The sequence below is a fragment of the Sphingomonas xinjiangensis genome (genome assembly GCF_014199255.1).
GTDB lineage: Bacteria > Pseudomonadota > Alphaproteobacteria > Sphingomonadales > Sphingomonadaceae > Sphingomonas > Sphingomonas xinjiangensis.
In genome coordinates, this window is the sequence record NZ_JACIJF010000004.1 from 119,013 (window position 1) to 142,935 (window position 23,923).

The 23,923-nt window shown below is 63.4% G+C and carries 25 protein-coding genes and 1 pseudogene; 10 read left to right on the plus strand and 16 right to left on the minus strand.

Going from position 1 to position 23,923, the window contains the following annotated elements; genetic code table 11:
- Positions 1 to 6: 6 nt before the first annotated feature.
- Positions 7 to 1,122 (minus strand): M48 family metallopeptidase, encoded by a 1,116-nt coding sequence (locus FHT02_RS08565; protein ID WP_184086534.1) that lies wholly within the window; start codon positions 1,120 to 1,122, stop codon positions 7 to 9.
- 230 nt (positions 1,123 to 1,352) lie between these two features.
- On the opposite strand from FHT02_RS08565, the gene FHT02_RS08570 reads away from it, so the two are divergent.
- Positions 1,353 to 1,574 carry a hypothetical protein gene (locus tag FHT02_RS08570; RefSeq protein ID WP_184086536.1) on the plus strand — a complete coding sequence of 74 codons (222 nt, stop codon included), beginning with the start codon at positions 1,353 to 1,355 and terminating at the stop codon, positions 1,572 to 1,574.
- Between the two features lie 121 nt (positions 1,575 to 1,695).
- Entirely contained in the window at positions 1,696 to 2,472 is a 777-nt protein-coding gene (locus tag FHT02_RS08575; protein WP_184086538.1) for a metallophosphoesterase family protein, read from the plus strand.
- A 50-nt stretch (positions 2,473 to 2,522) separates the two neighbouring features.
- Here FHT02_RS08575 and FHT02_RS08580 read toward each other — a convergent pair whose 3' ends face one another.
- The 6 genes from FHT02_RS08580 to FHT02_RS08605 form a co-directional block, all read right to left on the minus strand.
- Positions 2,523 to 3,155, minus strand: coding sequence for an FKBP-type peptidyl-prolyl cis-trans isomerase (locus FHT02_RS08580; RefSeq protein ID WP_184086540.1), 633 nt, complete (start codon positions 3,153 to 3,155; stop codon positions 2,523 to 2,525).
- Positions 3,156 to 3,243: 88 nt separating this feature from the next.
- Positions 3,244 to 3,450 (minus strand): 30S ribosomal protein S21, encoded by a 207-nt coding sequence (gene rpsU / locus FHT02_RS08585; protein WP_184086543.1) that lies wholly within the window; start codon positions 3,448 to 3,450, stop codon positions 3,244 to 3,246.
- Positions 3,451 to 3,636: 186 nt separating this feature from the next.
- The gene (locus tag FHT02_RS08590; RefSeq protein ID WP_184086544.1) at positions 3,637 to 4,023 is read right to left on the minus strand and encodes a response regulator; all 387 of its coding nucleotides are present in this window, start codon (positions 4,021 to 4,023) and stop codon (positions 3,637 to 3,639) included.
- 72 nt (positions 4,024 to 4,095) lie between these two features.
- Positions 4,096 to 6,501, minus strand: a complete 2,406-nt coding sequence (locus FHT02_RS08595; protein ID WP_246352302.1) for an ATP-binding response regulator — start codon at positions 6,499 to 6,501, stop codon at positions 4,096 to 4,098.
- 26 nt (positions 6,502 to 6,527) lie between these two features.
- Complete coding sequence (locus FHT02_RS08600) at positions 6,528 to 7,958, minus strand: EAL domain-containing protein (RefSeq protein WP_246352275.1); 1,431 nt, start codon at positions 7,956 to 7,958, stop codon at positions 6,528 to 6,530.
- A gap of 67 nt (positions 7,959 to 8,025) precedes the next feature.
- Positions 8,026 to 8,253, minus strand: a complete 228-nt coding sequence (locus FHT02_RS08605) for a hypothetical protein (protein WP_184086548.1) — start codon at positions 8,251 to 8,253, stop codon at positions 8,026 to 8,028.
- Positions 8,254 to 8,396: 143 nt separating this feature from the next.
- Here FHT02_RS08605 and FHT02_RS08610 point away from each other — a divergent pair, with 143 nt between their 5' ends.
- The 5 genes from FHT02_RS08610 to FHT02_RS08630 all read left to right on the plus strand — a co-directional run bounded on the left by FHT02_RS08610 (position 8,397) and on the right by FHT02_RS08630 (position 14,315).
- Entirely contained in the window at positions 8,397 to 9,713 is a 1,317-nt protein-coding gene (locus FHT02_RS08610) for a UDP-glucose dehydrogenase family protein (protein ID WP_184086550.1), read from the plus strand.
- Between the two features lie 95 nt (positions 9,714 to 9,808).
- On the plus strand, positions 9,809 to 10,750 hold the full coding sequence (gene cysD / locus FHT02_RS08615) for a sulfate adenylyltransferase subunit CysD (RefSeq protein WP_184086552.1): 942 nt from the start codon (positions 9,809 to 9,811) through the stop codon (positions 10,748 to 10,750).
- Positions 10,750 to 12,663 carry a sulfate adenylyltransferase subunit CysN gene (gene cysN / locus FHT02_RS08620; RefSeq protein WP_184086554.1) on the plus strand — a complete coding sequence of 638 codons (1,914 nt, stop codon included), beginning with the start codon at positions 10,750 to 10,752 and terminating at the stop codon, positions 12,661 to 12,663. The genes cysD and cysN overlap by 1 nt, the downstream gene beginning before the upstream one ends.
- On the plus strand, positions 12,660 to 13,400 hold the full coding sequence (locus FHT02_RS08625; protein ID WP_281393096.1) for a 3'(2'),5'-bisphosphate nucleotidase CysQ: 741 nt from the start codon (positions 12,660 to 12,662) through the stop codon (positions 13,398 to 13,400). The genes cysN and FHT02_RS08625 overlap by 4 nt, the downstream gene beginning before the upstream one ends.
- A gap of 45 nt (positions 13,401 to 13,445) precedes the next feature.
- A complete protein-coding gene (locus FHT02_RS08630; RefSeq protein WP_184086558.1) occupies positions 13,446 to 14,315 on the plus strand; it encodes an HpcH/HpaI aldolase/citrate lyase family protein in 870 nt (289 codons plus the stop codon).
- Positions 14,316 to 14,470: 155 nt separating this feature from the next.
- Here FHT02_RS08630 and FHT02_RS08635 read toward each other — a convergent pair whose 3' ends face one another.
- Positions 14,471 to 14,869 carry a RidA family protein gene (locus FHT02_RS08635; RefSeq protein ID WP_184086560.1) on the minus strand — a complete coding sequence of 133 codons (399 nt, stop codon included), beginning with the start codon at positions 14,867 to 14,869 and terminating at the stop codon, positions 14,471 to 14,473.
- A gap of 125 nt (positions 14,870 to 14,994) precedes the next feature.
- Between FHT02_RS08635 and FHT02_RS08640 the strand changes: the two genes are divergently transcribed.
- On the plus strand, positions 14,995 to 15,588 hold the full coding sequence (locus FHT02_RS08640) for a TetR/AcrR family transcriptional regulator (protein ID WP_246352276.1): 594 nt from the start codon (positions 14,995 to 14,997) through the stop codon (positions 15,586 to 15,588).
- Positions 15,589 to 15,918: 330 nt separating this feature from the next.
- On the opposite strand, the gene FHT02_RS08645 is transcribed toward FHT02_RS08640, so the two are convergent.
- The 4 genes and pseudogenes from FHT02_RS08645 to glmU form a co-directional block, all read right to left on the minus strand.
- Positions 15,919 to 16,155, minus strand: coding sequence for a hypothetical protein (locus FHT02_RS08645; protein ID WP_184086562.1), 237 nt, complete (start codon positions 16,153 to 16,155; stop codon positions 15,919 to 15,921).
- A 111-nt stretch (positions 16,156 to 16,266) separates the two neighbouring features.
- Positions 16,267 to 16,445: pseudogene (locus FHT02_RS08650) on the minus strand (IS110 family transposase); the annotation flags it as partial.
- A 189-nt stretch (positions 16,446 to 16,634) separates the two neighbouring features.
- Positions 16,635 to 18,458 (minus strand): glutamine--fructose-6-phosphate transaminase (isomerizing), encoded by a 1,824-nt coding sequence (gene glmS, locus FHT02_RS08655; protein WP_184086564.1) that lies wholly within the window; start codon positions 18,456 to 18,458, stop codon positions 16,635 to 16,637.
- Between the two features lies 1 nt (position 18,459).
- Positions 18,460 to 19,812 carry a bifunctional UDP-N-acetylglucosamine diphosphorylase/glucosamine-1-phosphate N-acetyltransferase GlmU gene (gene glmU / locus FHT02_RS08660; protein WP_184086566.1) on the minus strand — a complete coding sequence of 451 codons (1,353 nt, stop codon included), beginning with the start codon at positions 19,810 to 19,812 and terminating at the stop codon, positions 18,460 to 18,462.
- A gap of 74 nt (positions 19,813 to 19,886) precedes the next feature.
- Between glmU and FHT02_RS08665 the strand changes: the two genes are divergently transcribed.
- Together FHT02_RS08665 and FHT02_RS08670 are read left to right on the plus strand one after the other, a co-directional pair.
- Positions 19,887 to 20,576 carry an HAD-IA family hydrolase gene (locus FHT02_RS08665; protein ID WP_184086568.1) on the plus strand — a complete coding sequence of 230 codons (690 nt, stop codon included), beginning with the start codon at positions 19,887 to 19,889 and terminating at the stop codon, positions 20,574 to 20,576.
- A complete protein-coding gene (locus FHT02_RS08670) occupies positions 20,573 to 21,364 on the plus strand; it encodes an SDR family NAD(P)-dependent oxidoreductase (RefSeq protein WP_184086570.1) in 792 nt (263 codons plus the stop codon). Before FHT02_RS08665 ends, FHT02_RS08670 begins: the two co-directional genes overlap by 4 nt.
- A gap of 3 nt (positions 21,365 to 21,367) precedes the next feature.
- Here the strand turns inward: FHT02_RS08670 and FHT02_RS08675 are convergent, their stop codons facing one another.
- From FHT02_RS08675 to FHT02_RS08690, 4 genes are all read right to left on the minus strand, one after another.
- Positions 21,368 to 22,387 carry a nucleotidyltransferase domain-containing protein gene (locus FHT02_RS08675; RefSeq protein WP_184086572.1) on the minus strand — a complete coding sequence of 340 codons (1,020 nt, stop codon included), beginning with the start codon at positions 22,385 to 22,387 and terminating at the stop codon, positions 21,368 to 21,370.
- The gene (locus FHT02_RS08680; RefSeq protein WP_184086574.1) at positions 22,372 to 23,232 is read right to left on the minus strand and encodes an HprK-related kinase A; all 861 of its coding nucleotides are present in this window, start codon (positions 23,230 to 23,232) and stop codon (positions 22,372 to 22,374) included. The genes FHT02_RS08675 and FHT02_RS08680 overlap by 16 nt, the downstream gene beginning before the upstream one ends.
- Positions 23,220 to 23,441 (minus strand): HPr-rel-A system PqqD family peptide chaperone, encoded by a 222-nt coding sequence (locus FHT02_RS08685; RefSeq protein ID WP_343056872.1) that lies wholly within the window; start codon positions 23,439 to 23,441, stop codon positions 23,220 to 23,222. The genes FHT02_RS08680 and FHT02_RS08685 overlap by 13 nt, the downstream gene beginning before the upstream one ends.
- Before the next feature lie 67 nt (positions 23,442 to 23,508).
- Positions 23,509 to 23,898, minus strand: coding sequence for a hypothetical protein (locus tag FHT02_RS08690; RefSeq protein ID WP_184086576.1), 390 nt, complete (start codon positions 23,896 to 23,898; stop codon positions 23,509 to 23,511).
- Positions 23,899 to 23,923 lie beyond the last annotated feature (25 nt).

Consider the following 23,923-nt stretch of genomic DNA (forward strand, 5'->3'; position numbering starts at 1 on the left):
CCTGGATTAGTCCCGGATCAACAAGGACTGCCAATCGCCGTCGAGTGGCTGGTCCCGCTGCGCCACAAGCGCGGGGATGATAGGCCGCTCGGGACGTGCCGCGATCTTCCCGATTTCCGCATTCAACGTTGCAATCCGATCGCGCCAGTGCGGATGCGAGCGGGTACGGAAGATCCCGCCTGCCTTGCTGGGTCCGAAATGCTTCCAGAAGGCGATTGAAACTTGAGGATCATATCCCGCGTTCGCGAGCAGATAGGCAGAAAGCAGATCGGCCTGGATCTCGGTCTGGCGGAAATATTTCACATTCGCGCCGAATCCCGAAAGCAACCCGAACTCTACGCCCCGAGCTTCCAGGCGGTCACGGTGGCGCAGGATATTGTGCGAAAACTCATGCGCTACAACAGCAGCGACTTGCTGCTTTGGATAATTGTCCAAAAATGCCGAGCTGATCTGCACCATCGAACCATCGGCGGAAGCACGGAAATCGCTCGCCAGCCGAAGTTCGAACCGCGATTTGCAGACTGGCACCGGATGAACCGTGAAGTGGACCGGCACCCCTTTGCGAACTGCGTCAATCTCGATCGGTGCGTCCACCGGCAATGATGCGACCGCCAGCTGCGCAGCCACCAATCGGTCCGTACTGCCAGCACTTCCGCTCAGCTGATCCGGCCTGATCGCGCCTATCCGCAAGATCGAATCATCGGCCTGTATGCCCGCCCGCGCCGCCGGGCTTTCAGGGAGGACGCCCTCAACGGCGACCTCACTGGCAAAACCGAAGTGCAGCTTCGCCTGCTCCCGAACCTCCCCTTGAAACTGGTCGAGGCTGTGGAGTTGCAGCCCTGTACCGGCCTCTCGCCTTTCGCAGAGTGCGACATTGGCAATCGCCAGTCGCCAGCCGATGCCGGCAAGCTCCATGTCCGCTTTCCTGGCATCTTCCAGGGCTTCGGCGATCTGCTGCGTCGGAGCGGATTCACCAGTGGCGGCTTTCGATGCCGCCGGGTTGCCTGCTAGCGAAGCATAAAGGAGGAAGAAAAGCATGAAGGCCACTCTACTAGTGCGCCACCCCACTTTTGCTACGATAAACGTGGATCGGATCGGCAGCGGCGGGGGCGCCGACGACATCTTTCATCAACGGCCTTGGCGGTAATGCTGCACGGCGTTATGGACGTAACGCTCGCGGCACGGGTCAATGATTGTGAGCGTAGTGTTCGGGATCAACCGAACCGGTGTTGCGCCTAAGTCACGCAAGTAGAATCTTGTGGGGGCTGGGATTACGGGTGTTGTCGTACCGAAGGGTCTATGTCATAGGCGCTGCGAACGAGAGCACCGGAGCTCGAAGAGGGAGTAGATTTATGTTCACCAAGATTCTCGCGGCAGCCGCTGTCGCCACCCTGGCAACTGCACCTGTCATGGCAGCTCCGGCTGCTAAGCTTTCGCTTTCGCGCGCGTCGACCGCGGGTGAGAACGAGAGCGAAGTCGCTTCTGCGGCCATCATCGGCGTGATCGCCACTGTCGCTATCGTCGGCGGTGCGGTTGTTCTGGCTGACAACGACGACGACTCCGACAGCAACTAAGCTTTCGGACAACTTCCGAGTTGTGAGTGGCGGCCTAACGGCCGCCACTTTTCGTTTAAGCACCCTGCGCCCATCACTTAGATCGTCGTGACGCATCGGTAGATTGCGGTTCCTGTTTTAGATGCTCAAGAAACTGTTCTCGAAGCGGCCGCGCCCGGGCAAAACGCCCTCGGCATCTCTTCCTGAAGGTCAGCGCGTATACGCGATCGGCGACATCCATGGTCGGCTGGATCTGCTGAAACAGCTGGTCGTCACCATTGAGCAGGATGACGCGGCACGTCCCGCAACGCAGACCACCATCCTGTTTCTTGGAGATTTGGTCGACCGGGGCCCCGAGTCAGCGCAGGTCGTTTCCTATCTGATGGACCTTCAACGCCGAAGCCCGGTCGGGCGGGTGCGTCTTCTGCTAGGCAACCATGAAGAGGTGTTCCTCTCGGCAGCGACTGGCGATGAGAAGGCGCTCCGCTTTTTCACCAAAATCGGCGGCCGCGAGACGATCCTGAGCTATGGCATCTCCGAGGAGCGCTATGATGCGCTCGACTATGCCGAGCTTCTGACCGAGTTCCAGGCACGGGTTCCAGCCGAGCATACCGACTTCATTTCCTCCTTCGAGGACATGCTGGTGCTGGGCGACTATGTCTTCGTACATGCCGGCATCCGTCCGACCGAACCGCTTGCAGCACAGAAGCCGAAGGACCTGCGATGGATTCGCGAAGGCTTCCTCGACGTGACCACTCCCTTTGAGAAAGTCGTGGTGCACGGCCACACGATCGTTGCCGATGTCGAGGAGCTTCCCAATCGCATCGCGCTGGATACCGGGGCGTACCGCTCGGGCAAGTTGACCGCGATGGGCTTCGAGGCCGATCAGCGGTGGGTCCTGAGCGCAATCCAAAAATAAAGCCGCCGCTTTGCAGCGGCGGCTCTACAGGCCTTACTCTAATGGGAAGCTTACTCGGCCCCTGGGACGGCTCCCGCGCCAGGGGCCGCACCCGCGCCGGGAGCTGCTCCGCCAGGCGCGCGCTGCTGCTGCATCATCTGCTGCATCATCATTTGCTGGATGACGGCGGCCGGCACCAGATCGCTCATCTGGACATCGAAGATCAGGATCTTGTCGGCCAGCTCGCTGCCAGGACCCTGCGCGCCCGCTTCCGCGCCATAGCCGAGGCTTGGCGGCAACCAAAAGCGATAGTGCGATCCCTTGCGCATCAGCTTCACGCCCTCCGTGAATCCGGGGATCATCGGCTGACCGACTTGGAAGCGCATCGGTGCAGTCGGCTGGAACTCGCTGCCGTCGCGCAGATTGCCGCGGATAGTGAGCGAAACGCCGTCCTGATCGGCAGGCGTAGCTCCCGTGCCGGGCTTCAGCACCTGATACTGAAGGCCCGACGCGGTCGTGTGGACGCCGGCCTGCCCCTTGTTCCAGGCGAGGAACTGCTCATTGCTGCCCCGCGCCACGACTTGGGCGCGGGTTCCAACCCAAGCCAACCCGGCCGCGAGCAGGACGGCAGCGAGCACGCCGATCCACAACCAAACCTTGTAAGCACGCTTGACGGGCTGGAGCGGAACAGCGGTCACTGACATGAGTCATTTCCTCAACACGGCGTTCGCCGCTAAAAATTCTTACTATCCCGCTGACCCCATCTTGAGATCGCGAGAACGTGCAACGATTTTATCGGGCGCTGTCGCGCTCGACGCGCTTGCGCTCGAGCTTGCTGGCGCGGCGCACGGCTGCCGCGCGCTCACGTGCCCGCTTCTCGCTTGGCTTCTCATAATGACGGCGCAGCTTCATCTCGCGATAGACGCCCTCACGCTGCAGCTTCTTCTTGAGCGCCCGCAGCGCTTGGTCGACATTGTTGTCGCGAACAATGATTTGCATGTGGCCGTACAGCTCCAATCTTTTACCAATAGCAAGAGTCGCCGGAACCATGGTTACGGCGTCATGGCGCGGCAACTAACATTCTCGCCCTTTATTTTCAAGGTGGGAGTGCCGCGCCCAATCAAGCAGGAGAGCGGTCTGCTCGAAGCCGCAGGATGTAATCTATACCCCGAGAAGCCCAGGGTATCAGGCGATTACGCCGCCACCTCGGATCGCGAGCACACGCCCGATCGAGTCGAACAGCGCGTCCATTGCCACCGGCTTGAACAAGATATCGTCAGCGCCCAACGCAAGGCACCGCTCGCGCAGATCGAGCGCGGTATCGGCCGTGATGACGATGATCGGCAGTTCCGCCTTCGCATCCCGTCGTTTGCGGATGCGCCGGATTGTCTCGAAGCCGTCAATGCCCGGCATTCGCAGATCAACCAGCACCACATCATAAGTATCGGCATCGATCATCGCGAGCCCCTCTTCGGCCCAGCTCGCTTCGGCCATGGTCGCACCGGCCACGTCGAGCATGTCCTTCACCACGCGACGGTTCATGGAATCATCCTCGATGAAAAGGATGTTCATCTGGAGCAGGCGGCAGGTGAGGCGTTCAAGACGGCGACCTTATCGTTATTTATTTGGGCGAGCGCTATTGCGCTATGCCGCACGTGAGACAAGCGTACTCGCTCGATCGTTGCCGCTTCCGCCCCGGGTTTGCAATACCGGCAATAGATCGCTTGCGGAGAATGGTTTTTCAAGGACTTGAAACACCCCGCCCCCAAGCAGCGGATCTTGCTCCCGAGACCTATCTTTACGAGAAAGCACGATCACCCGCGCGTCTTTTGCCGCGGACACGAGACGCTCCAACGCACTAGCACCACCTTCAGCGGCCTTGTTCAGCGTCGCCTCGTCCAATAGCAGAGTGAGCACATCGCCTTCTTCTAATTTCGTCAACGCTTCCTTGGGGTCGGAAGCGAACTGCACCGTAATGCCGTGCGGCTGCAACAGGGCACGCACGGTGCTGCGCGCGATAGGGTTGCCCTCGACCAACAGGATCGAAGGCCCCGCCACCGGCCGCTCTTCCTCCGGCGCCTCCGCCAGGACCAGCGGCAGCGTCAGGGTGAAGGCGGTGCCCGTCCCTTCGCTGCTCTCAACGCGAATGCTTCCGGCAAGGGCGTGCGCAATGTTTCGGCAGATGGCGAGTCCAAGCCCGGTGCCGCCGAACCTGCGCGTTGTGCTCGCATCCACCTGGTGAAACGACTGAAAGATTTCCTCAAATTTGTCTTGCGGAATACCAATCCCGCTATCCGCCACGATCAGAGACAATTCCCGCTGCTCGTCGGTGCCCTGTTGAAGAGCGCGGACGGTGATCCCGCCGGCCAAAGTGAACTTCACGGCGTTGGACAAGAGGTTGAATACGATCTGACGCAGACGTCCCGCATCGCACACGATCCAGTCCGGGGCATGGGCAAGGTCGAGCCGGAAGGCCAGACCTTTCGCGTGCGCCTGCTCTTCCCACAATTTGGTGACCTCGCCAAGCATCGTGCGGAGATCCATCGGCTGCGGATCCACAGTAAGGTTGCCGGTCTCCATCTTGGCGAGATCGAGGATGTCGTCCACCAAACTGCGCATGGTCAAGCCCGCGCCATGAACCAATCCGATGCGTTCCCGAACATCCGCGTCCAACCGGTTGGCCGACAGCATGACCTGCGTCATGCCGAGGATGCCGTTCAGCGGCGTGCGAATCTCGTGGCTGGTGGTGGCGAGAAACTCGGTCTTGGCTGCAAGCGCCTTTTCCAGCGCGGTGTTGGTGTGATGGAGTACGATGTTCGCATCGCGCACTCGATTGCGGCTCCGTCTTATGGTGATGAGGCCCCAGCTGAGCATCGCGATCACCGCCAGGGTGGCCCCGCCGAGGCTGAAGAACAAGGTGCGCTGGAATTCGGCTGCTTTGCGCAGTTGCTCGCTCGTCAGCCGCGCAATGGTGAGCTGCTGTCCCTGGTAATCGAACTTGGCTCCCATCAGCGCTGCACTCGTCGTGGTGGCCACTTTAGCGGCTTCGTCGTTCAACCGCTTGAGCGCTTCTAGATGGACCAGGGCGAGCTTGGCCTCCCCGGTTTCGCCGTACACCTTATAGGCGATTCCATGGGCCCCGCTAAATTCCGCACCGGTAGCGCTTAGATCGAGCGCGTCGAACGCAAGGGCTACCAAACGTGTCGCGTTCGCCAGATCACCACGGTCAGCTGACAACCTCGCCGCAGTCGCAAGCAACTGACGGCGGGTCGTCGTGTTGTTGTCCGGCTTCAGAAGCGAAAATGCATGATCGAGTGTGGCTGCTGCCTCGTCGAATTTGCGTAGATCTATCTGTGCTCGAGCCAAGTTGCTCAGGATGCGGGCCTCTAGAGCCGGGTCTCGCATCGCGCGAGCAGAAGCGAGCGCACGACCGAACTGCACTTCGGCGTCGGCATACCGGTCTGCACGCAAGAACAGGCCACCAAGATTGTTCCTGAGCGATAATGACAACAGCACATCGCCCCCAAAGGTGTTAGCTGCCCGGACATAATAGCGCTCCGCCCGCTCCAGGTCGTTCGCCGCCGAATAGAGCATCGCGATGTTCTGAAGCGCGATCGCAGCACTGCGATCTTCGTCGGCACTGGAGAAGATTCGATGTGCCGCCTGGTAATTTGCCAATGCTTGCGCGGCCTTGCCAGTGGCAGCAAGAAAGGCTCCCTGGCTCATCAGCAGGTCGCCGCGCAACTTCGATGAAGCGTCAGCACCTTCCAGCAATCGGATTCCATCGGCCAGCAGCGGGCCGGCACGCTGGACTTCGTTCAGCCGGAGATCGGCTTCCCCCGCGAGCCAGCGCGCCGTGGCAAGCGCGGCTTTGCGCCTACGCGGATCGGGCAGTTTGCGGGCCAGAATGTCGATCCTACCGGCATAAACCAACGCCTGCTCGGGATCGGCAACCATGCTCGCCTTTGCAGCGGCGGCCGCCGCCGCAATGGCCGGCGCCGTCTCTGAGGCAGGTGCCGCATGCCCGGGCTGCGCAGCAAGCAGCATCATTGCCACAAAGGCCCAAGATGGGCGCTTCACGCCCGCTTCCAGATGCTCTCGGGCCGAACGAAAAGCGACTTGCCACCAAAGCCGCTGGTCAGATGGCCGTCGTCGCGCAGGAACGCGATCAGCGCGTCGACGGCGACAGGCCGCGAGATCAGAAATCCCTGCACCATGTCACAGCCCATGACGCTGAGCAGTGCGAGCGCGGACGGCGTCTCGACGCCTTCAGCGGTAACTTCCATCTCCAGGGCATGCGCCAGATCGATGGTCGATCGTACAATCAGCGGGTCGCGGTTGCTCGACGTCAGCTGCATGACAAACATCTTGTCGATTTTCAGCTCACGCGCCGGCAACTGCTTGAGATACGCCAGCGATGAAAGCCCGGCGCCGTAATCATCGATCGCAAGCTGAACCCCGATCGCCGCGAAGTTCTGCAAATGCCGGATGGCGCTTTGCGGATCACGGATCACGGCGGTTTCAGTGATCTCGAAACCCAGTTTCGCGTTGCTGTTCGACACAATGTCGCACGCCTCCGCGACGAACGCGGTATCGGCTAGCAGCATGCCCGAAATGTTGAGGAAAAGCGGGATATCGTACCCGGCTGCACGTAGCCGCTTCTGATCGTCGATGACGCGGCGCAGCGTCCAAAGCGTCAGCGCAGCAATCTCGCCGGCTTCTTCCGCAACGCTGATGAAATCTGCTGGCGCGATCAGCCCGTGAACGGGATGCTGCCAGCGGAGCAGAGCCTCGGCACTAGCGACCTGCTGCCGCCGGACATGCACCTTCGGCTGATACTGCACGAACATTTGTTCCCCCGCGATGGCGAGCGGCAGTTCGTGCATCATGTTCAGCCGATCGAAGCTCAGATCCGCATGTGTAAGGTCTCGCACGACGACGGGATCTTCGACGCGCGCTTCGTCGAGCGCTCCTTCCGCAGCCTCGATCAGACGCAATTCGTCGTAACAATGGGTGGGCACCACGGCGAAGCCGAAGCGAAATTTCAGCCGGGGCTCCACGCTGGCAGCCGCGCACGCGATGGCGGCGCGCATCGTTTCGATGGCATTCGGTACGGATACGGGCGCGTTCCGCTCCACGACGATTTCAGCCATCGCCCTTCCTGCGGGCCTGACCACGCCGTCGGACATCGTATCGCCGATGGCCGAGAAAGCGCTTTTAACAAGTTGTTCTGTTGCGGTCGGACCCAGCTGCCGACGAAGCGCGATGAAGTTCGCAACCTCGCACAGGCACAATACCCTGTAGTCCTGCGCGTCCGGATTATTTGGAGCGGCATGTCCCTGTTCGGGACAAACAGATGCGCGGCCCTGCGCCTCGGCCTCAGCCGCTTCCGTGCTGGCAGCAGACTGACGATCAGCGGAGTGCGGAACAACAGATTCAACAGCTTGGATCGCGATTGCTCGTCCCCGCTGTTCCAGATCTGACGTTGTGCGCGGCCCGCGAGACATGGTTCACCTCTAACGGCAAGCGTTGAAGGAAGCGTTAAACAACGCGTTGGGCACCCCTCCTCCGGACCTACCTACGCATTAACACTGATTGATATGCGGTTAATAATCCATTAACGATGTTGTTGCGCAACGTTTGGCGCTCGATGGGAGAAATTCGATGTTCGCTTTCCTTCTGTTTTTCCGTGACGGCATCGGCGGCGACGACATTCGTCCGTTCTGAAGCGAGGAATTTTGCAAGGGCCGGCAGCGTCAAGGCGCGCGACGTCGTCGCAAATGCCGGCCCTTTCTGATTCACGAAAAAGCGGCCGAAAGGCCGCTTTTTTGTTGCGCGGGTGAGACGAACCAGGATGTGGCAGGGTGCTTTTCGAGCACCTGCACTTGCTCTCGCGCGGGGCTTCGTTAAGGGCGCTGAGGTCCTTCACCCCAAGGGGAACTGCGTTGCGTATTGCGATGATCGGCACAGGCTATGTGGGTCTGGTTTCCGGCGCCTGCTTCTCCGACTTTGGCCACGAAGTTGTTTGCGTCGACAAGGACGCCCGCAAGATTGAGCTCCTGCACCAGAACATCATGCCGATCTATGAGCCCGGCTTGGCCGAGTTGGTGGCGAGCAACGTAAAGGCTAGGCGCCTGTCCTTTACCACCGATTTGGCCGCGGGCATCAAGGATGCCGACGCGATCTTCATCGCAGTCGGCACGCCCAGCCGGCGCGGCGATGGCCATGCCGACCTATCCTATGTCTTCGCAGCTGCGCGCGAGATCGCCGAGAACCTGACCGGCTCCAGCGTCATCGTCACCAAATCGACAGTGCCGGTCGGCACTGGCGACGAGGTCGAGCGTATTCTCGCCGAAGTTGCGCCGAACAGCGGCGCTAAGGTGGTATCCAATCCTGAATTCCTACGCGAAGGCGCGGCGATCGAGGACTTCAAGCGCCCTGACCGCGTCGTGGTCGGCACGAATGACGAAGGCGCGCGCGAGGTGATGCGCGCCATCTACCGCCCGCTCTCGCTCAATCAAAATGCCCCGGTGCTGTTCACGGGCCGCCGCACGTCCGAGCTGATCAAGTACGCGGCAAACGCCTTCCTTGCGGTGAAGATCACCTTTATCAACGAGATCGCCGATCTTTGCGAAGCCGTCGGCGCGGACGTGCAGGAAGTGTCGCGTGGCATTGGCATGGACAACCGCATCGGCGGCAAGTTCCTGCACGCCGGCCCGGGCTATGGTGGCTCGTGCTTCCCCAAGGATACGTTGGCGCTGCTTAAAACTGCGGCCGATCACGAGACCCCGCAGCGGATCGTCGAAGCCACGGTCCAGGTGAACGACACCCGCAAGCGCGCAATGGGCCGCAAGGTGATCAAGGCTATGGGTGGGGACGCGCATGGCAAGACGGTCGCGGTGCTTGGCCTGACCTTCAAGCCCAATACCGACGATATGCGCGATGCGCCCAGCCTATCGGTGATAGCCGCGCTTCAGGACGCAGGCGCGACGGTGCGCGCTTATGATCCCGAAGGCGTCGAACAAGCCAAGCCGATGCTGAGCGGCGTCGCGTTCTGCGACAGTCCCTATGTCGCCGCGCAAGATGCCGACGCGCTGGTGATCGTGACCGAGTGGGATGAGTTCCGTGCGCTGGATCTCAAGCGCATGGCGGCCACGCTCAAGACGCCGCTGCTCGTGGATCTGCGCAACATCTATCCACCCGCTGAGGCCAAGCGCGCCGGTCTGACTTTGGTGGGCGTGGGAAAGCCCAAGCACGATTAGGTGCTTGAAGCGCCGTGACCGGAACGGTCGGCGAGTATTGTGGGCTAAACATAAACTAGATCGCCGCCATTCGAAGCAGTTCCTAGATCGGCGACATGCTGCAATCTCCGGCCGTTCCAGCGCATAGCGCGTCTTCCCTACCCGCGCTCACCCATCTCGAGCGGCTTGAGGCCGAGAGTATTCATATCCTGCGCGAGGTGGTGGCCGAAGCCGAGCGCCCGGTGATGCTCTATTCGGTCGGCAAGGACAGCGCGGTCATGCTGCACCTGGCGCGCAAGGCCTTCTACCCCGCGCCGCCGCCCTTCCCGCTGCTCCACGTCGACACGACCTGGAAGTTTCAGGCGATGTACGCGCTACGCGACCGTGCCGCGCAGGCGGCAGGCATGGACCTGATCGTCCACCAGAACCCCGATGCGCTCGCTAAGGGGATCAACCCGTTCGATCACGGCGGCCTGCATACCGATCTGTGGAAGACCGAGGGGCTCAAGCAGGCGCTGGACCAATATGGCTTCGACGCGGCGTTCGGCGGCGCGCGGCGCGATGAGGAGAAGAGCCGCGCGAAGGAACGCGTTTTCTCGTTCCGCACCGCCAGCCACCGCTGGGACCCCAAGAACCAGCGCCCGGAGCTCTGGCGCGTCTACAACGCCCGAAAGAACAAGGGCGAGAGCATCCGCGTCTTCCCTTTGTCTAATTGGACCGAACTGGACATCTGGCAGTACATCCTGGCCGAGCAGATCGAGATCGTGCCGCTCTATTTCGCCGCCCCGCGCCCGACGGTGGAGCGCGACGGCATGCTGCTCATGGTCGACGACGCTCGCTTCCGCCTGCGCCCCGGAGAAGCCCCCGTGGAACGCTCGGTGCGCTTTCGCACGCTCGGCTGTTACCCGCTTACCGGCGCGGTGGAGAGCGAGGCCGCGACGCTGGAGCAGGTCATCCAGGAGATGCTGCTCACCACCACCTCCGAACGCCAGGGCCGCGCTATCGATCACGATCAGGCCGCCAGCATGGAAAAGAAGAAGCAGGAGGGCTATTTCTGATGACCTCCTACCGCCCCGACGCGCTGATCGCGTCCGACATTTCCAGCTACCTCCGCCAGCACCAGAACAAGTCGCTGCTGCGCTTCATCACCTGCGGGTCGGTGGACGACGGCAAGTCCACGCTGATCGGGCGGCTGCTGTACGATTCCAAGATGATCTTCGAGGATCAGCTCGCTAGCCTGGAGGCGGACAGCAGACGGCTCGGAACGCAGGGGCAGGAGATCGACTTCGCCCTCCTGGTCGACGGTCTCGCCGCCGAGCGCGAGCAAGGCATCACCATCGACGTCGCCTACCGCTTCTTCGCGACGGAAAAGCGCAAGTTCATCGTCGCCGACACGCCCGGCCACGAGCAGTACACCCGCAACATGGTCACCGGCGCGTCCACCGCCGATCTGGCGGTGATCCTGATCGACGCGCGTAAGGGCGTTCTCACGCAGACCCGCCGCCACTCCTATCTCTGCCACCTGCTCGGCATCCGCCACATCGTGCTGGCGGTGAACAAGATGGACCTGATCGGCTATGATCAGCAGGCCTATGCCAACATCGTCGCCGACTATGCCGCCTTCGCCCAGTCGATCGGCATCGCGGCGTTCACGCCCATCCCAATTTCGGGCTTCAAGGGCGACAACATCGCCGCGCGCTCGGGCGCCATGCCTTGGTTCGATGGCCCCGCGCTGCTTGATCATCTCGAAAGCGTCGAGGTTGAGGTGGAAGCCGCCCGCACGCAGCCCTTCCGCATGCCGGTGCAGTGGGTCAACCGCCCCGATCTCGACTTTCGCGGCTTTGCCGGCCTGATCGCCAGCGGCAGCGTGCGCCCCGGCGACGCCGTCCGCATTCTCCCCTCCGGCCGCACCACCCACGTCGCTCGCCTCGTCGCGCTCGGCGGCGACCGTGAGGCAGCCGGCGCGGGCGAGTCCGTAACCCTAACCCTCGTCGACGAAATTGATTGCTCGCGCGGCGACGTCATCGCCGCCGCCGACGCGCCGCCCCAGGCCGCCGACCAGTTCAAGGCGACGTTGGTGTGGATGGACGGTGAAGACCTCCTTCCTGGCCGCGCCTATTGGCTCAAGCTCGCTACCCAGACGGTCAGCGCCGTCGTCCGCGTCCCCGAACATGTCGTCGACATCAACACGTTGGCGAAGACCTCGGCCAAGACGCTCAGCCTCAATGACATCGGCGTCACGGAGATCGCAACCGACCGCCCGCTCGTCTTCGCACCCTATGCCGACAGCCAGGATCTCGGCGGCTTCATCCTGATCGACAAGGCCACCAACGCCACCGTTGCCGCCGGCATGCTCAGCTTCGCGCTCCGCCGCGCCCAGAACGTCCACTGGCAGGCGACCGAGATCACCCGTGAGGCTCATGCCGCGCAAAAAGGCCAGCAACCGCGCCTGCTCTGGTTCACCGGCCTGTCGGGATCGGGCAAGTCGACCATCGCCAACCTGGTCGAAAAGAAGCTGCACGCGCTTGGCAAGCATAGCTTCCTGCTCGACGGCGACAATGTCCGCCACGGCCTCAACCGCGATCTCGGCTTCACCGACGCCGACCGCATCGAGAATATCCGCCGCGTGGGTGAAGTCGCCAAGCTGATGACCGACGCCGGCCTCATCGTCCTCACTGCCTTCATCTCGCCCTTCCGGGCCGAGCGCGACCTCGCCCGCTCGATGGTGCCCAACGGCGAGTTCTTCGAGATCTTCATCGACACGCCGTTGGAGCAGGCCGAGTCGCGCGACGTCAAAGGCCTCTACAAAAAGGCCCGCGCCGGCGAGATCGCGCACTTCACCGGCATCTCCAGCCCCTATGAGCCGCCGCTGAACCCAGAGATCCGTATCGACACGACGCGCTGCACGCCCGAAGAAGCAGCGGAGCGGATCGTGGAGGAAATCATGGGCATATGGTCGCCGGTGCTATGACGGACCTGCACGACGACGCCGAACTCGCTACCGCGCTCGCCACCGAGGCCGGCAAGCTGCTGCTCGCCATCCAGGCTGACTGCGCGAGCGGCGACCGCGGCGACCGCGAGGCGAACCATTGCATCCTTGAGCAACTGCGTGCCGCCCGGCCCGACGACGCCATCCTCTCCGAAGAATCCGCGGACGATCCCGAGAGGCTCGGGCGCTCGCGCGTCTGGATCATCGACCCGCTCGACGGCACCAAGGAGTTCGCGGAGCGGCGCGGCGACTGGGCGGTGCACGTCGCCCTTGCGATCGACGGCGTGGCCATGGTCGGTGCAGTCGCGCTCCCCCGGCTCGGCATTACGCTGTCGAGCGCCAACCCGCCCGCGCTCCTGCCCGCGCACCAGCCGCCACGCATGCTCGTCAGCCGCAGCCGCGCCGTCCCGCTTTGCGTCGATGTCGGCCAGGCGATCGGCGCGCGATCCGTTCCGATGGGCTCGGCCGGCGCCAAGGCAATGGCGGTGGTGCGCGGCGAGGCTGAAATCTATCTCCACGCCGGCGGCCAGCATCAATGGGACAATTGCGCCCCGGCCGCAGTGGCACTTGCCGCGGGCCTGCACGTGTCGCGGATCGACGGATCGCCCATCGTCTATAACCAGGCGGACACCAGCATCCCTGACCTGCTGATCTGCCGCAGGGAATGGGCAGCGCCGGTTCTGGACGCCGTGCGCGCCTGCGGCGAAACGCAGGGGTAGCGGCGCACGGTTTACGCGCCCGCGCCCGCGCTTTACGTCTGGCGCATGACCCAGCCCCTGTCCGCCCGCTCGCTGCTGTTCGTCCCCGGCGACTCCGAACGCAAGCTGGTCCGCGCCGCCTCCAGCGCTGCCGACCTGCTGCTGCTCGACCTCGAAGACGCCGTCGCCTGGGAGAAAAAGGCCGAAGCGCGCGCGCTGGTCGCCGATCGGCTGGCCAATGCCGAACGGCCGCAGCCCTCGTGGGTCCGCATCAACCCGCTCGAGAGCGAACACGGCATCCATGATCTCGCCGCGATCGTGCAGGCCAGGCCCGACGGCATCATGCTGCCCAAGGCGACTCGCGCCGAAGCCGATCGGCTGCACCATTATCTGACCGCGCTTGAAGCCGCCGCCGGCCTGCCGCTCGGCGCCATCCCGACCATCGCCATCGCCACCGAAACCGCCCCGGCGTTGTTCGGCCTGGGCGACTATGCCGGCTGCCCTCGCCTGTCGGCGCTCACCTGGGGTGCCGAAGACAGCGCCGCCGCGCTCGGCGCCAGCGACAACCGCGATGAAGCGGGCGAATACGAGTTCCCCTACCAGTTGTTCCGCTCGCTCTGCCTGGCCGGCGCGGCGGCGGCACGCGTGACGGCCATCGAAACCATCCATGGCGACTTCCGCGATCTGGAGGGTCTGGAAAAGGTCGCCACCCGGGCCCGGCGCGCGGGTTTCAAAGGGATGATGGCGATCCACCCCGATCAGGTCCCGGTGATCAACCAGGCCTTCTCGCCGTCATCGGAGGAACTGGTGCATGCCGAGCGCATCGTCGCCGCCTTCGCCGCAAACCCCGGTGCCGGCACGATCGGCCTGGATGGCGCGATGCTCGACATGCCCCACCTCAAGCGCGCCCAGGCAGTGCTGGCGCTGCGCCGCTGACCCTCCATCGTCATCCAGGTCTCAAGCCGGGATCCCGCTTCTTCTACTTTTTGCAAGGCAGCGGGACCCAGCTCAAGGCAGGTCACGAAGGGATGGCGGCTTCCGGGAGGCAGATGACGATCCTTGCCGTCCCGAAAAATAGGAAAGGTGCCGGATCAAGCGGGTGTAGGGATTCGGGCAACCACCTTGATTTCAAAGTCGAAACCGGCAAGCCAGTTCACACCGACCGCAGTCCAGCTGGGGTACGGTGGTTCACCGAAAATCTCGGCCTTGACGGCCATCATTGTGCCGAATTGCTGTTCAGGATCGGTGTGGAAGGTCGTGACGTCAATCACGTCGTCCCAGCCACATCCACCCGCCTGCAGGACACTTTGAAGGTTCGCGAATGCGCGGCGGACCTGTGCCTCGAAGTCGGGTTCCGGCGAACCGTCGGCGCGGCTGCCGACCTGGCCTGACACGAACAATAGGGTGTCTGCCTTTACGGCAGCGGAATAGCCATGCGCCTCGTAAAGGGCGTGGCGGTCGGCGGGAAATACCACGTCACGTTGAGCCATCTTGATCTCTCCTTGCAACACGCTTCGCTGGACATGATCGACCACCGGGTGCACATTGCATACGGAGCGTATGTGAGCTGCTGGCAACACTGTCAATCCACATACGGCACGTATGTGGAACAGTTATGATGCCAAGAAAGAGCCGCGCCGAAACGATGGAAGCCAATCGGCAGAAGCTGATCTCGGCCGCTCGCGAAGCGTTCGCTACAGCCGGGTTTGCGTCCGCCTCGATGGACGAACTTACCGCAAGCGTCGGTCTGACCCGCGGCGCGCTGTACCATGGCTTTGGCGACAAAAAGGGGTTGCTCGCGGCTGTCATCGCGCAGGTCGATGGTGAAATGGCCACTCGTGCAAAGGAGGCGGGGGCGCAGGTCAACGACCCTTGGGAGAGCCTCCTGGCGGAGGCCACGGCCTATATCGAGATGGCGCTCGATCCACAGATACGCCGCATCGTTCTGCTCGATGGCCCTGCAATTCTGGGTGATCCATCCCAATGGCCCAGCCAGAACGCCTGCCTGGCCACCACCGAGCAAGCCGTAGCTGACCTGGTCGCGCGCGGCGTCATGAAGCCTGTTGACGTCGAGGCGGCATCGCGCCTGCTAAGCGGCGCGGCCTTTGACGCCGCTCTCTGGGTCGGCGCGAGCGACGCCCCAGACATTGCCCTTCCAAAGGCCGTGCACGCCTATCGTACCATGGCCGAAGGTTTTCTGGCGAAGTGACCAAGTTGGCCGGCATAGCTCCATGCCAGACTCGTGCGGGGGAAAGGGCGGCTGCCTAAGCGGCCGGTTTGAGGGCGCCACGTTGATCTATGGAATAACCGAGATTTAGGCGGAAGCCATCGTTGCCGGTCATGAGTGTACCACTGCTTTGGCGCCTGTTCCTCGAGCTTCCGAGCGGCCCGCCGCGAGGATGCCCTCGTTGGAGGAATTCGCATTGCTCAGGCCATCGCATGGTTGAGGAGTGGCGCGCAGTGCTGGAACCTCACTAGCAAGGAAAGGCCAGCGACGTCGCGAGACGCCGCTGGCCAGCCTGCTCTTTATAGGAAGCGCTTAGTTGCTATCGGGCTCATCGTCATCATCATCTGAAGCGACCACTATTGCCCCTCCGATGATAGCAGCGGCGCCGATCGCCATTATGATGACGCCTCCGTTCGCGGCTCCGCTGGAGGCCTCGCCGACGGCCGCCTCGCCTTGTAGCGACAGAAGGGATGCGGAGGCCTGGGCCGCGGGCACTGAAGTCACGCCAAGCAACATAGCAGATGCAGTCAAGAGCTTAAGATGGCGCATAGTCAATTCTCCTTGCAGATCCCGCTCGAACAAGAGCTTTCACCTGCAAGTAACATCGTCCAGCAGTGCGCGATCAAATGCCCTAATCGCGCGATCAGGTACGACCTTTCGATGCACACTCGCACACGCCTCCATCGTCACCACGCATCGCAGCAGTGGCGAGAAGAACGCCAAGACCTGATCTCGCCGCAGCTTCTTGCGGAAGATCACCGTGCCGCGCAGATGCGACCCATGAACCTGAAAAAAACCGACTTCGCCAGATCAATGCCGACTGTGCTAACCTCACCCACGGACGCCTCCTACAGTGGCGTTTCAACACCTCCACTCTGGCACATCCATGCCGTCAGGGGGGCGTCCACCCCACGCTTTCGGGTGTGCGGTTAGCCGAACTGAACGGCCGACTTTAGAACGAAAGCTGCCCGGCGGCTAATAAGTCTCCATCCTGGTAAGACCTTGCCGCCACCTGCCCGCGTAGCCCGCTATTCCACCGTGACCGACTTCGCCAGATTCCGCGGCTGATCCACATCCGTGCCCTTGGCCACCGCGACATGGTACGCCAGCAACTGCACCGGCACGGCGTACACCAGCGGCGCGATCAGCGGATGCACCTGCGGCATCTCGATCGTCGCAACGGCATCCTCGCCGGCCTGCGCCAGCCCTGCCGCATCGGAAATCAGCACCACCCGCGCGCCGCGCGCCTTGGCTTCCTGCATGTTCGACACCGTCTTGTCGAACAGTGGGCCGGAGGGCGCCAGCACGATCAGCGGCACCGAATCGTCGATAAGCGCGATCGGCCCATGCTTCATCTCGCCCGAGGCATAGCCTTCGGCGTGGATGTAGCTGATCTCCTTGAGCTTCAGCGCGCCTTCCAGCGCCAGCGGGTAATCCGGCCCGCGCCCCAGATACAGCACGTCGCGCGCCGCCGCGATGGTGTGCGCCATCGCCTCGATATCGGCGTCGTGCGTCAGCGCGGCATTGATCCCTGCCGGCGCCTCGATCAGGTGCCGCACGATCTCACGCTCCGCTTCCTCGCTCAGCTTGCCCTTCGCCCGGGCAAGGTTGACCGCCAGCGCGGCCATCACCGCCAGCTGGCAGGTGAACGCCTTGGTCGACGCGACGCCGATCTCCGGACCCGCATGCGTCGACAGCAACAGGTCGACTTCGCGCGCCATCGAGCTGGTCGGGACGTTGATGATGCCGGCGGTGGTGACGCCGTTGGCCTTCATGTGGCGCAGCGCGGCCAACGTGTCGGCGGTCTCGCCCGACTGGCTCACCACCACGCCCAGCGTATTGGGCAGCAGCACCGGATCGCGATAGCGGAACTCGGACGCGACATCGACTTCGACCGGCAACCGCGCGAACTGCTCGATCCAGTATTTGCCGATCATGCCGACATAGCTGGCGGTGCCACACGCCACGATGGCGACGCGCTCGATCTTGGACAGGTCGAAGCTCATGTCGGGCAGCGCGACCTTCTGCTCCACCGGGCGCAGATAGGATTGCAGCGTCTGGGCGACCACGACCGGCTGTTCGTAGATCTCCTTCTGCATGAAGTGACGGTGATTGCCCTTGTCGATCAGCGCCGCCGACGCGCCGGACTGGACCACCGGGCGCTCCACTGCGGCATTGCCCTTGTCGAAGATCTCGATCCGGTCGCGGGTCAGCACCGCCCAATCGCCTTCTTCCAGATAGACGATGCGCTGGGTGAGCGACGCGAGCGCGTGCGCGTCGGACCCAAGATAGTTCTCACCCTCACCATAGCCTACCGTCAGCGGGGCACCCAGGCGCGCGCAGATCAGCATGTCGGGTTCGTTCTTGAACAGGAACGCGACCGCGAAGGCTCCGTGCAACTGCGGCAGCACCGCCGCCACGGCTTCGCGCGGACTCTTGCCCCCTTCCAGTTCGCGGCTGACCAGATGCGCCACAACTTCGGTGTCGGTCTGGCTGCGGAAGGTCCGCCCTTCCGCCATCAACGCGTCGCGCAGCGGCTTGAAATTCTCGATGATGCCGTTGTGCACGATCGACACGTCGCCGACGATGTGCGGATGGGCATTGTCCTCGGTCGGCGCGCCATGCGTCGCCCACCGGGTATGGGCGATGCCGATCACGCCGGGCAGCGGCGCTTCCGCCAGCCGCTTGCCCAGATTGACCAGCTTGCCCTCCGCGCGGCGGCGATCGATCGCGCCATCATGGATGGTGGCAATACCTGCGGAGTCATAGCCGCGATATTCCAGCCGCTTCAGCCCGTCGAACAGGCGATCGGCGACGTCTTCCTTGCCCAGGATCCCGACGATTCCACACATGTTACTTTGCTGCCTTTCTGGCTTGCATCACTTCACGGAATTTCCTGGCCCAGCCGGGCTTGGCCGTTTGCGGCGCGCGCGTCAGGCTGAGCGCGTCGGCCTCGACATCCTGCGTCACCACGGTGCCCGCCGCGACGATGGCGCCGTCGCCGATCCGCACCGGCGCCACCAGCGCGCTGTTCGACCCGATGAACGCGCCTGCGCCGATCTCGGTGCGCTGCTTCAGGTACCCATTGTAATTGCAGGTGATCGTGCCTGCGCCAATGTTCGCCCGTGCGCCGATCCGCGCATCGCCCAGATAGGTCAGGTGATTGGCCTTGGCGCCTGCCTCCAGCACTGCATTCTTTGTCTCGACGAAATTGCCGACACGAGCGCCCTCCCCGATCACCGTGCCGGGACGCAGCCGGGCATAGGGACCGATATCGGCGCCGGTGGAAACCTTGGCACCCTGAAGATGGCTGAAGGCGTGGATGGTGACGCGGTCGCCCACTTCTACCTTCGGGCCGAACACCACGTTCGGCTCGATGGTCACGTCGCGGCCCAGCACCGTGTCATGCGCGAACCAGACGGTGTCCGGCGCGACCAGGCTGACGCCCTCCGCCATCGCGCGGGCACGCCGGGCGCGCTGCCACTCGGCCTCCAGTGCCGCCAGCTCGCCACGGCTGTTGACGCCGCTGACTTCTCCGGCGTCGGTTTCCACCACCGCCGACGTGCGGCCATCCTCAGCCGCCAGCTGAACGAGGTCGACCAGATAATATTCGCCCGCTGCATTGGTGTTAGTCACGCGCGCCAGCAGCCTGAACAGATCGGCGGAGCGCACCGCCATCAGCCCGGAATTGCACAGCGTCTCGGCGCGCTCCTGGGGTGTGGCGTCCTTGAACTCGACGATCCTGCGCAGGCTTCCATCCGCATCGACCATCAGCCTGCCATAGGCGCCAGGATCGGCGGGCCGGAAGCCCAGAACCACGGTCGCCGGCATGTCGGGCATGTGCAACCGGTCGAGCATCCGGCGCAGCGTTTCGGCGGTGACCAGTGGCACGTCGCCATAAAGGATCAGCACGTCACCGGTGAAATCGGCCAGCGCCGCCTCGGCCTGCAACACTGCGTGGCCGGTGCCCAACTGCTCGGCCTGTTCCACGGTCTCGGCACCAAGCGGCCGCACGGCCGCTTCGACCTGCTCGCGTCCGGCGCCCACCACCACCACGGTGCGCGCGGGATCGAGTGCGGCGACACTGTCGATCAGGTGCAGCAGCATCGGCCTGCCCGCGATCGGGTGCAGCACCTTGTGCGTGTCGGATTTCATCCGCGTGCCCTTGCCCGCGGCAAGAATGATGGCGGCGATCGGCGATGTCATTGGATACCCCTCCGGGCGCCCTCCTGCCACGCCGCGCTTGCCATTTCCATAGGGTAGCTGCCACGCCTGCCGCCATGGCAGCTTTCCCCCACGACATCGTCGGCTTCGATCTAGACGGCACCTTGTTCGACACCAGCGCGGACCTGGCGGCGGCGCTTAACCATGTCCTGCACGGGCTCGAACGGCCGCCGCTTTCGCGCGCGCAGGTGACTTCGATGGTCGGCGAAGGCACGCGGCGCATGCTTGCCAAGGGACTGGAAGCAAGCGGCGACTGCACCCCCGAGCTCGTCGACCGGAGCTATCCCCAGCTAATGGGCTTCTACGAAGCCCATCTCACGGCCGGTACCCGGCCCTATCCCGGGCTCGTGGCGGCGCTCGACGGCTTGGCAGAGGCGGGCGCGACGCTGGCGGTGGTCACCAACAAGGTCGAGCATCTCGCGGTCAGGCTGCTTGCGGACATGGGGCTGGCGGACCGCTTCGCCACCGTGATCGGCGGCGACACGGTGGGCGAAGGTAAGCCCTCCCCGCTGCCCATTCTCGAAATGATCCGCCGCTGCGGCGGCGGCCGGGCCGCGTTCGTCGGCGACTCCCGCTTCGACGTGGAGGCCGCGCGCAACGCCGGGGTGCCGGTGGTCGCCGTCAGCTTCGGTTTTCTGGGACACGGCGTACACGATCTGAACCCGGACGCAGTGATCGATCATTTCGTTGAGCTTGTGCCCGCGCTCACGCGTTTGGGCCAGCCGAACCACAGGAGCACCGCATGAGCAATGGACGTCCCCGCGCGCTGGTAACCGGCGCTTCCGCCGGCATCGGCAAGAGCTATGCCGAGCACCTTGCCCGCACCGGCCACGATCTGGTCCTCGTCGCCCGCCGCGCCGACCGCCTCGAGGCACTTGCCGCCGAGCTGCGCGACACCACCCAGGCGGAGGCCGAAGTTCTTGCCGCCGACCTTGGCGCCGACGCTGGGGTGGACATGGTCGTGGGGCGGATCGACAAAGGTGACATCGCCTTTCTCGTCAACAATGCCGGCTTCGCCGCCCGCGGAAAGGTCGCCGAACTCGACACGCAAGCCCTCGACGCGATGCTGCGTGTCAACATAATCGCGCTTTCCAGGCTTTCCGCCTCGGCGATGCGGTCCATGACAGCCCTCCGCCGCGGCACTATCGTCAACTTATGTTCGGGCACCGTCTTCATGCAAATGCCCGGCAATGCCGGTTACGGCGCTTCGAAAAACTACGTGATGGCCTTCACCCGCCACATGCAGGCCGAAGCTCAAGGAACCGGCGTCCGCGTGCAATTGCTGGTGCCGGGCGTGATCGCCACCGACTTTCACGAAATCGCCGGCAACGCGCTGGAAAACTTTCCTCCCGAACGCGTGATGCAACCCGACGACCTCGTCGTCGCCTCGCTTCGCGCGCTGGAAATGAACGAGCCTGTCTGCATCCCTTCGCTCCCTGACATTCGCAATTGGGACAATTACGTCGCCGCCGAGGCCCTGGTCGCGAAGGATGCCTCACGCGACAAGCCCGCACCACGCTATCACGGAGCGTAACCGTCAGCGCGGCACATGTCCCTTGCGCCACTTGGTCCACAAGTGGCGCAACAGCATCGTCGGCGGCATCCGGATTGCGTGGCTACGCACGTAAAATCCAAACCGCGTCAGCCGCCGCGTCGGTCTACCCCAGCCATCCCGCGCAGTCAGGCGGCGCAGGTACAGCGGGTCAGCCCCGCGAAGCCTTTGCCAACCTTCGGGCACCTGTGTTCCATACAGCGCGTGCGACAGCCGCGCCGCCCGCGCTACCGCGCTCCCAAGGCCATGCAGATCAGCGCGCGTCACAAGACCCTCACTTCCGAACTCGTCGAGCAGGCAGTGCATGTCCCACAGGTTGCGCAACCCACCCGCCAAGTCTCCATCGGCGAACAAGTGCGCGGCCGCGTGGCACATCACATCTTGCGGTGAAAGCATGCGCAACCCACTGCCAAATTCGACACTGTCAGCGATCAGCGCCGCCGCATTGGGCCTGACGCGCGCGGTCAGCGGCAAGATCGTGTGGTGGACATCAATCATGCGGTCACGCTCACGATGGATCAGAGGTGGGAGCTCGTGCATCCAGCGGCGGTAATAGACATCGTCATAGGCGTCGGATTTCACCCATTCCCATCCTGCCGCCAGTAGCGCCGCTTCTGCAGCATCGATCCGCTCGTGCGGAACCAGGATATCGAGATCACCGATCGACCTGCCGACTCCTGCAGCAAGGCCAGCTGCAACGAAGGCGGTGCCTTTCAGCAAGATCACCGGAATATCCGCCGCACCAAACGCCCGCCGAGTCATCTCGGCTTCCCACAACGCGGCGACGCGACACTGCTCGGCGGATCGGCGCGCGTCCTCCAATATCCTCGTCACGGGCACCGGCACCTCGACGCCATGCAGCCTCCAAGCCAAACTGCCGATCAGTTGCTCCGCACGCGCGATCGCGAGCAGCGCATTCCAATCCTTGCTGTCGAGGATGGTGGTGGACATCGGGTCCCGCAACGCGCCGGCGAGAAGCAGGCCGTCGCTCACAATGCGTCCCATAGCCGCTCAACCTGAGCTAGCGCAGTCGTGGTGTCCGGATAGTCGATCGCCTGCGCAGGCACGCTGCGTACCAAGTCTGTCAGTGCTGTGAAGCCATGCTCACCCATGGCGACGTAATTGGTCGAAGCTTGAGTCAATCGGACGAACACTTCACTTGGAAGCACCTTACGCTCATCGGCATCGAACCCAAAGCTGGGGAACAGCAAAAGCGCCGGGACGGCAGCTTCCCCCATTGCCGCAATGGATCGCGCGTCCGGCACCAGATGCCGTATCGTGCCCTTCGGCGTTCCCTTTAGAACGGGCCCAAACCGTGCCTTGGGCAGTGCACGCATGACTTCATCGATCGCGGCATTCTTTAGGCTAACCAATCTGGGAAAGCCGTGCACACGTCCGGTGGCGGGGTCGATCAGTGCAAATTCGTCGCCCATCAACCGCCAGCCGCGCGACATCATCAGCGCAGCGAGGGTGGACTTTCCCGCGCCCGAGAGCCCGGTCATGAGCACCGCCTTGCCGTCGCGCTCCACGGCAGAGGCATGAAGCAGCAGATACCGGCGCTGGCCCAGTGCCATTTGCAGGTTCATCGCCATTTCGGCAGCCAGCAATCCTTGCGACAGTGGCAAGGGCGCCGCATCCGGGATGACGAAGTCGCCGCCTATATGAACCGCGGGACGCAGAAAGCGCCGCCATGGACGCGCGGCGAACAGGTGGACGTTGAAGTCCGCGATTTGGTCATCAGGCGCAGGATAATCCCGGTACAAATCGCGGATGGACTCGATTGGCTCTTGCCAGTCGCTGCCGATCCGAAAACCGACCGGCCCGATCCGCAGCTCAGTCAGGTGCCGCATCGGCGATCAACCAACCCGCAGGCACCGAGTTCATCCAACCTGGCCTCAAGCGCGGAAAGGTCTGCATCGGGTATTGCGAAACGATCTGAAAGCCGCGCCAGCAGAACCACCGAGGTCAGCGCTTCGTCGCCCAGCATCTCGAGAATCTCGGGGACCGGCGAGTCAACCACGTGGGTGGCGCCCGACGTGCGATGATAGATAAGCGTCAAAGCATCGAGCGGGACGATTCGCAGCGTCGCACCGGGAGCCGCGCGGTAAGTAATAGGCTCCACGGCCTCAGCCGCGCGGCATCTGCAACGACGCAAAGCAGGTGAAGCCGCTAGTGCCCGATTGAAGCCGACGGATGTAGTTGGTGTAGGCGCGGCTGCTGTTGTAATCCGCACCCGGCAAGTTGCCACCGGCTAGCGCGCGACGAACATCTTCCGCTTTGAACGCGCCACTGGGCGGCGGAAACGCGCCTGGGGTACCCGTGGGAACTAGTGAGCCGTCCGCCGCGATATAGCTCCCGGCGCGGCTGGCATCGGGTACCGGAATCTCACAATTAGCGATCGAGGCGCTGGTCTGCGCCAGAGCTGGACGAATGGACACAATTGCTGATGCGCCGGCCGCACCCAGCATGAGCGCACGGCGTCGGGTCGCCTCGGGTCCTTGTTGATCGTCGGCCATAGATCCTTGTTCTGCAACAAGGCCT

Coding starts and splice junctions, on each gene's coding strand:
- FHT02_RS08565 (WP_184086534.1), bottom strand. CDS start 1,122: ATGTCGTCGGCGCCCCCGCCGCTGCCGATCCGATCCACGTTTATCGTA.
- FHT02_RS08570 (WP_184086536.1), top strand. CDS start 1,353: ATGTTCACCAAGATTCTCGCGGCAGCCGCTGTCGCCACCCTGGCAACT.
- FHT02_RS08575 (WP_184086538.1), top strand. CDS start 1,696: ATGCTCAAGAAACTGTTCTCGAAGCGGCCGCGCCCGGGCAAAACGCCC.
- FHT02_RS08580 (WP_184086540.1), bottom strand. CDS start 3,155: ATGTCAGTGACCGCTGTTCCGCTCCAGCCCGTCAAGCGTGCTTACAAG.
- rpsU (WP_184086543.1), bottom strand. CDS start 3,450: ATGCAAATCATTGTTCGCGACAACAATGTCGACCAAGCGCTGCGGGCG.
- FHT02_RS08590 (WP_184086544.1), bottom strand. CDS start 4,023: ATGAACATCCTTTTCATCGAGGATGATTCCATGAACCGTCGCGTGGTG.
- FHT02_RS08595 (WP_246352302.1), bottom strand. CDS start 6,501: ATGATGCTGCTTGCTGCGCAGCCCGGGCATGCGGCACCTGCCTCAGAG.
- FHT02_RS08600 (WP_246352275.1), bottom strand. CDS start 7,958: ATGTCTCGCGGGCCGCGCACAACGTCAGATCTGGAACAGCGGGGACGA.
- cysD (WP_184086552.1), top strand. CDS start 9,809: ATGCTGCAATCTCCGGCCGTTCCAGCGCATAGCGCGTCTTCCCTACCC.
- cysN (WP_184086554.1), top strand. CDS start 10,750: ATGACCTCCTACCGCCCCGACGCGCTGATCGCGTCCGACATTTCCAGC.
- FHT02_RS08625 (WP_281393096.1), top strand. CDS start 12,660: ATGACGGACCTGCACGACGACGCCGAACTCGCTACCGCGCTCGCCACC.
- FHT02_RS08630 (WP_184086558.1), top strand. CDS start 13,446: ATGACCCAGCCCCTGTCCGCCCGCTCGCTGCTGTTCGTCCCCGGCGAC.
- FHT02_RS08635 (WP_184086560.1), bottom strand. CDS start 14,869: ATGGCTCAACGTGACGTGGTATTTCCCGCCGACCGCCACGCCCTTTAC.
- FHT02_RS08640 (WP_246352276.1), top strand. CDS start 14,995: ATGATGCCAAGAAAGAGCCGCGCCGAAACGATGGAAGCCAATCGGCAG.
- FHT02_RS08645 (WP_184086562.1), bottom strand. CDS start 16,155: ATGCGCCATCTTAAGCTCTTGACTGCATCTGCTATGTTGCTTGGCGTG.
- glmS (WP_184086564.1), bottom strand. CDS start 18,458: ATGTGTGGAATCGTCGGGATCCTGGGCAAGGAAGACGTCGCCGATCGC.
- glmU (WP_184086566.1), bottom strand. CDS start 19,812: ATGACATCGCCGATCGCCGCCATCATTCTTGCCGCGGGCAAGGGCACG.
- FHT02_RS08665 (WP_184086568.1), top strand. CDS start 19,887: ATGGCAGCTTTCCCCCACGACATCGTCGGCTTCGATCTAGACGGCACC.
- FHT02_RS08670 (WP_184086570.1), top strand. CDS start 20,573: ATGAGCAATGGACGTCCCCGCGCGCTGGTAACCGGCGCTTCCGCCGGC.
- FHT02_RS08675 (WP_184086572.1), bottom strand. CDS start 22,387: ATGGGACGCATTGTGAGCGACGGCCTGCTTCTCGCCGGCGCGTTGCGG.
- FHT02_RS08680 (WP_184086574.1), bottom strand. CDS start 23,232: ATGCGGCACCTGACTGAGCTGCGGATCGGGCCGGTCGGTTTTCGGATC.
- FHT02_RS08690 (WP_184086576.1), bottom strand. CDS start 23,898: ATGGCCGACGATCAACAAGGACCCGAGGCGACCCGACGCCGTGCGCTC.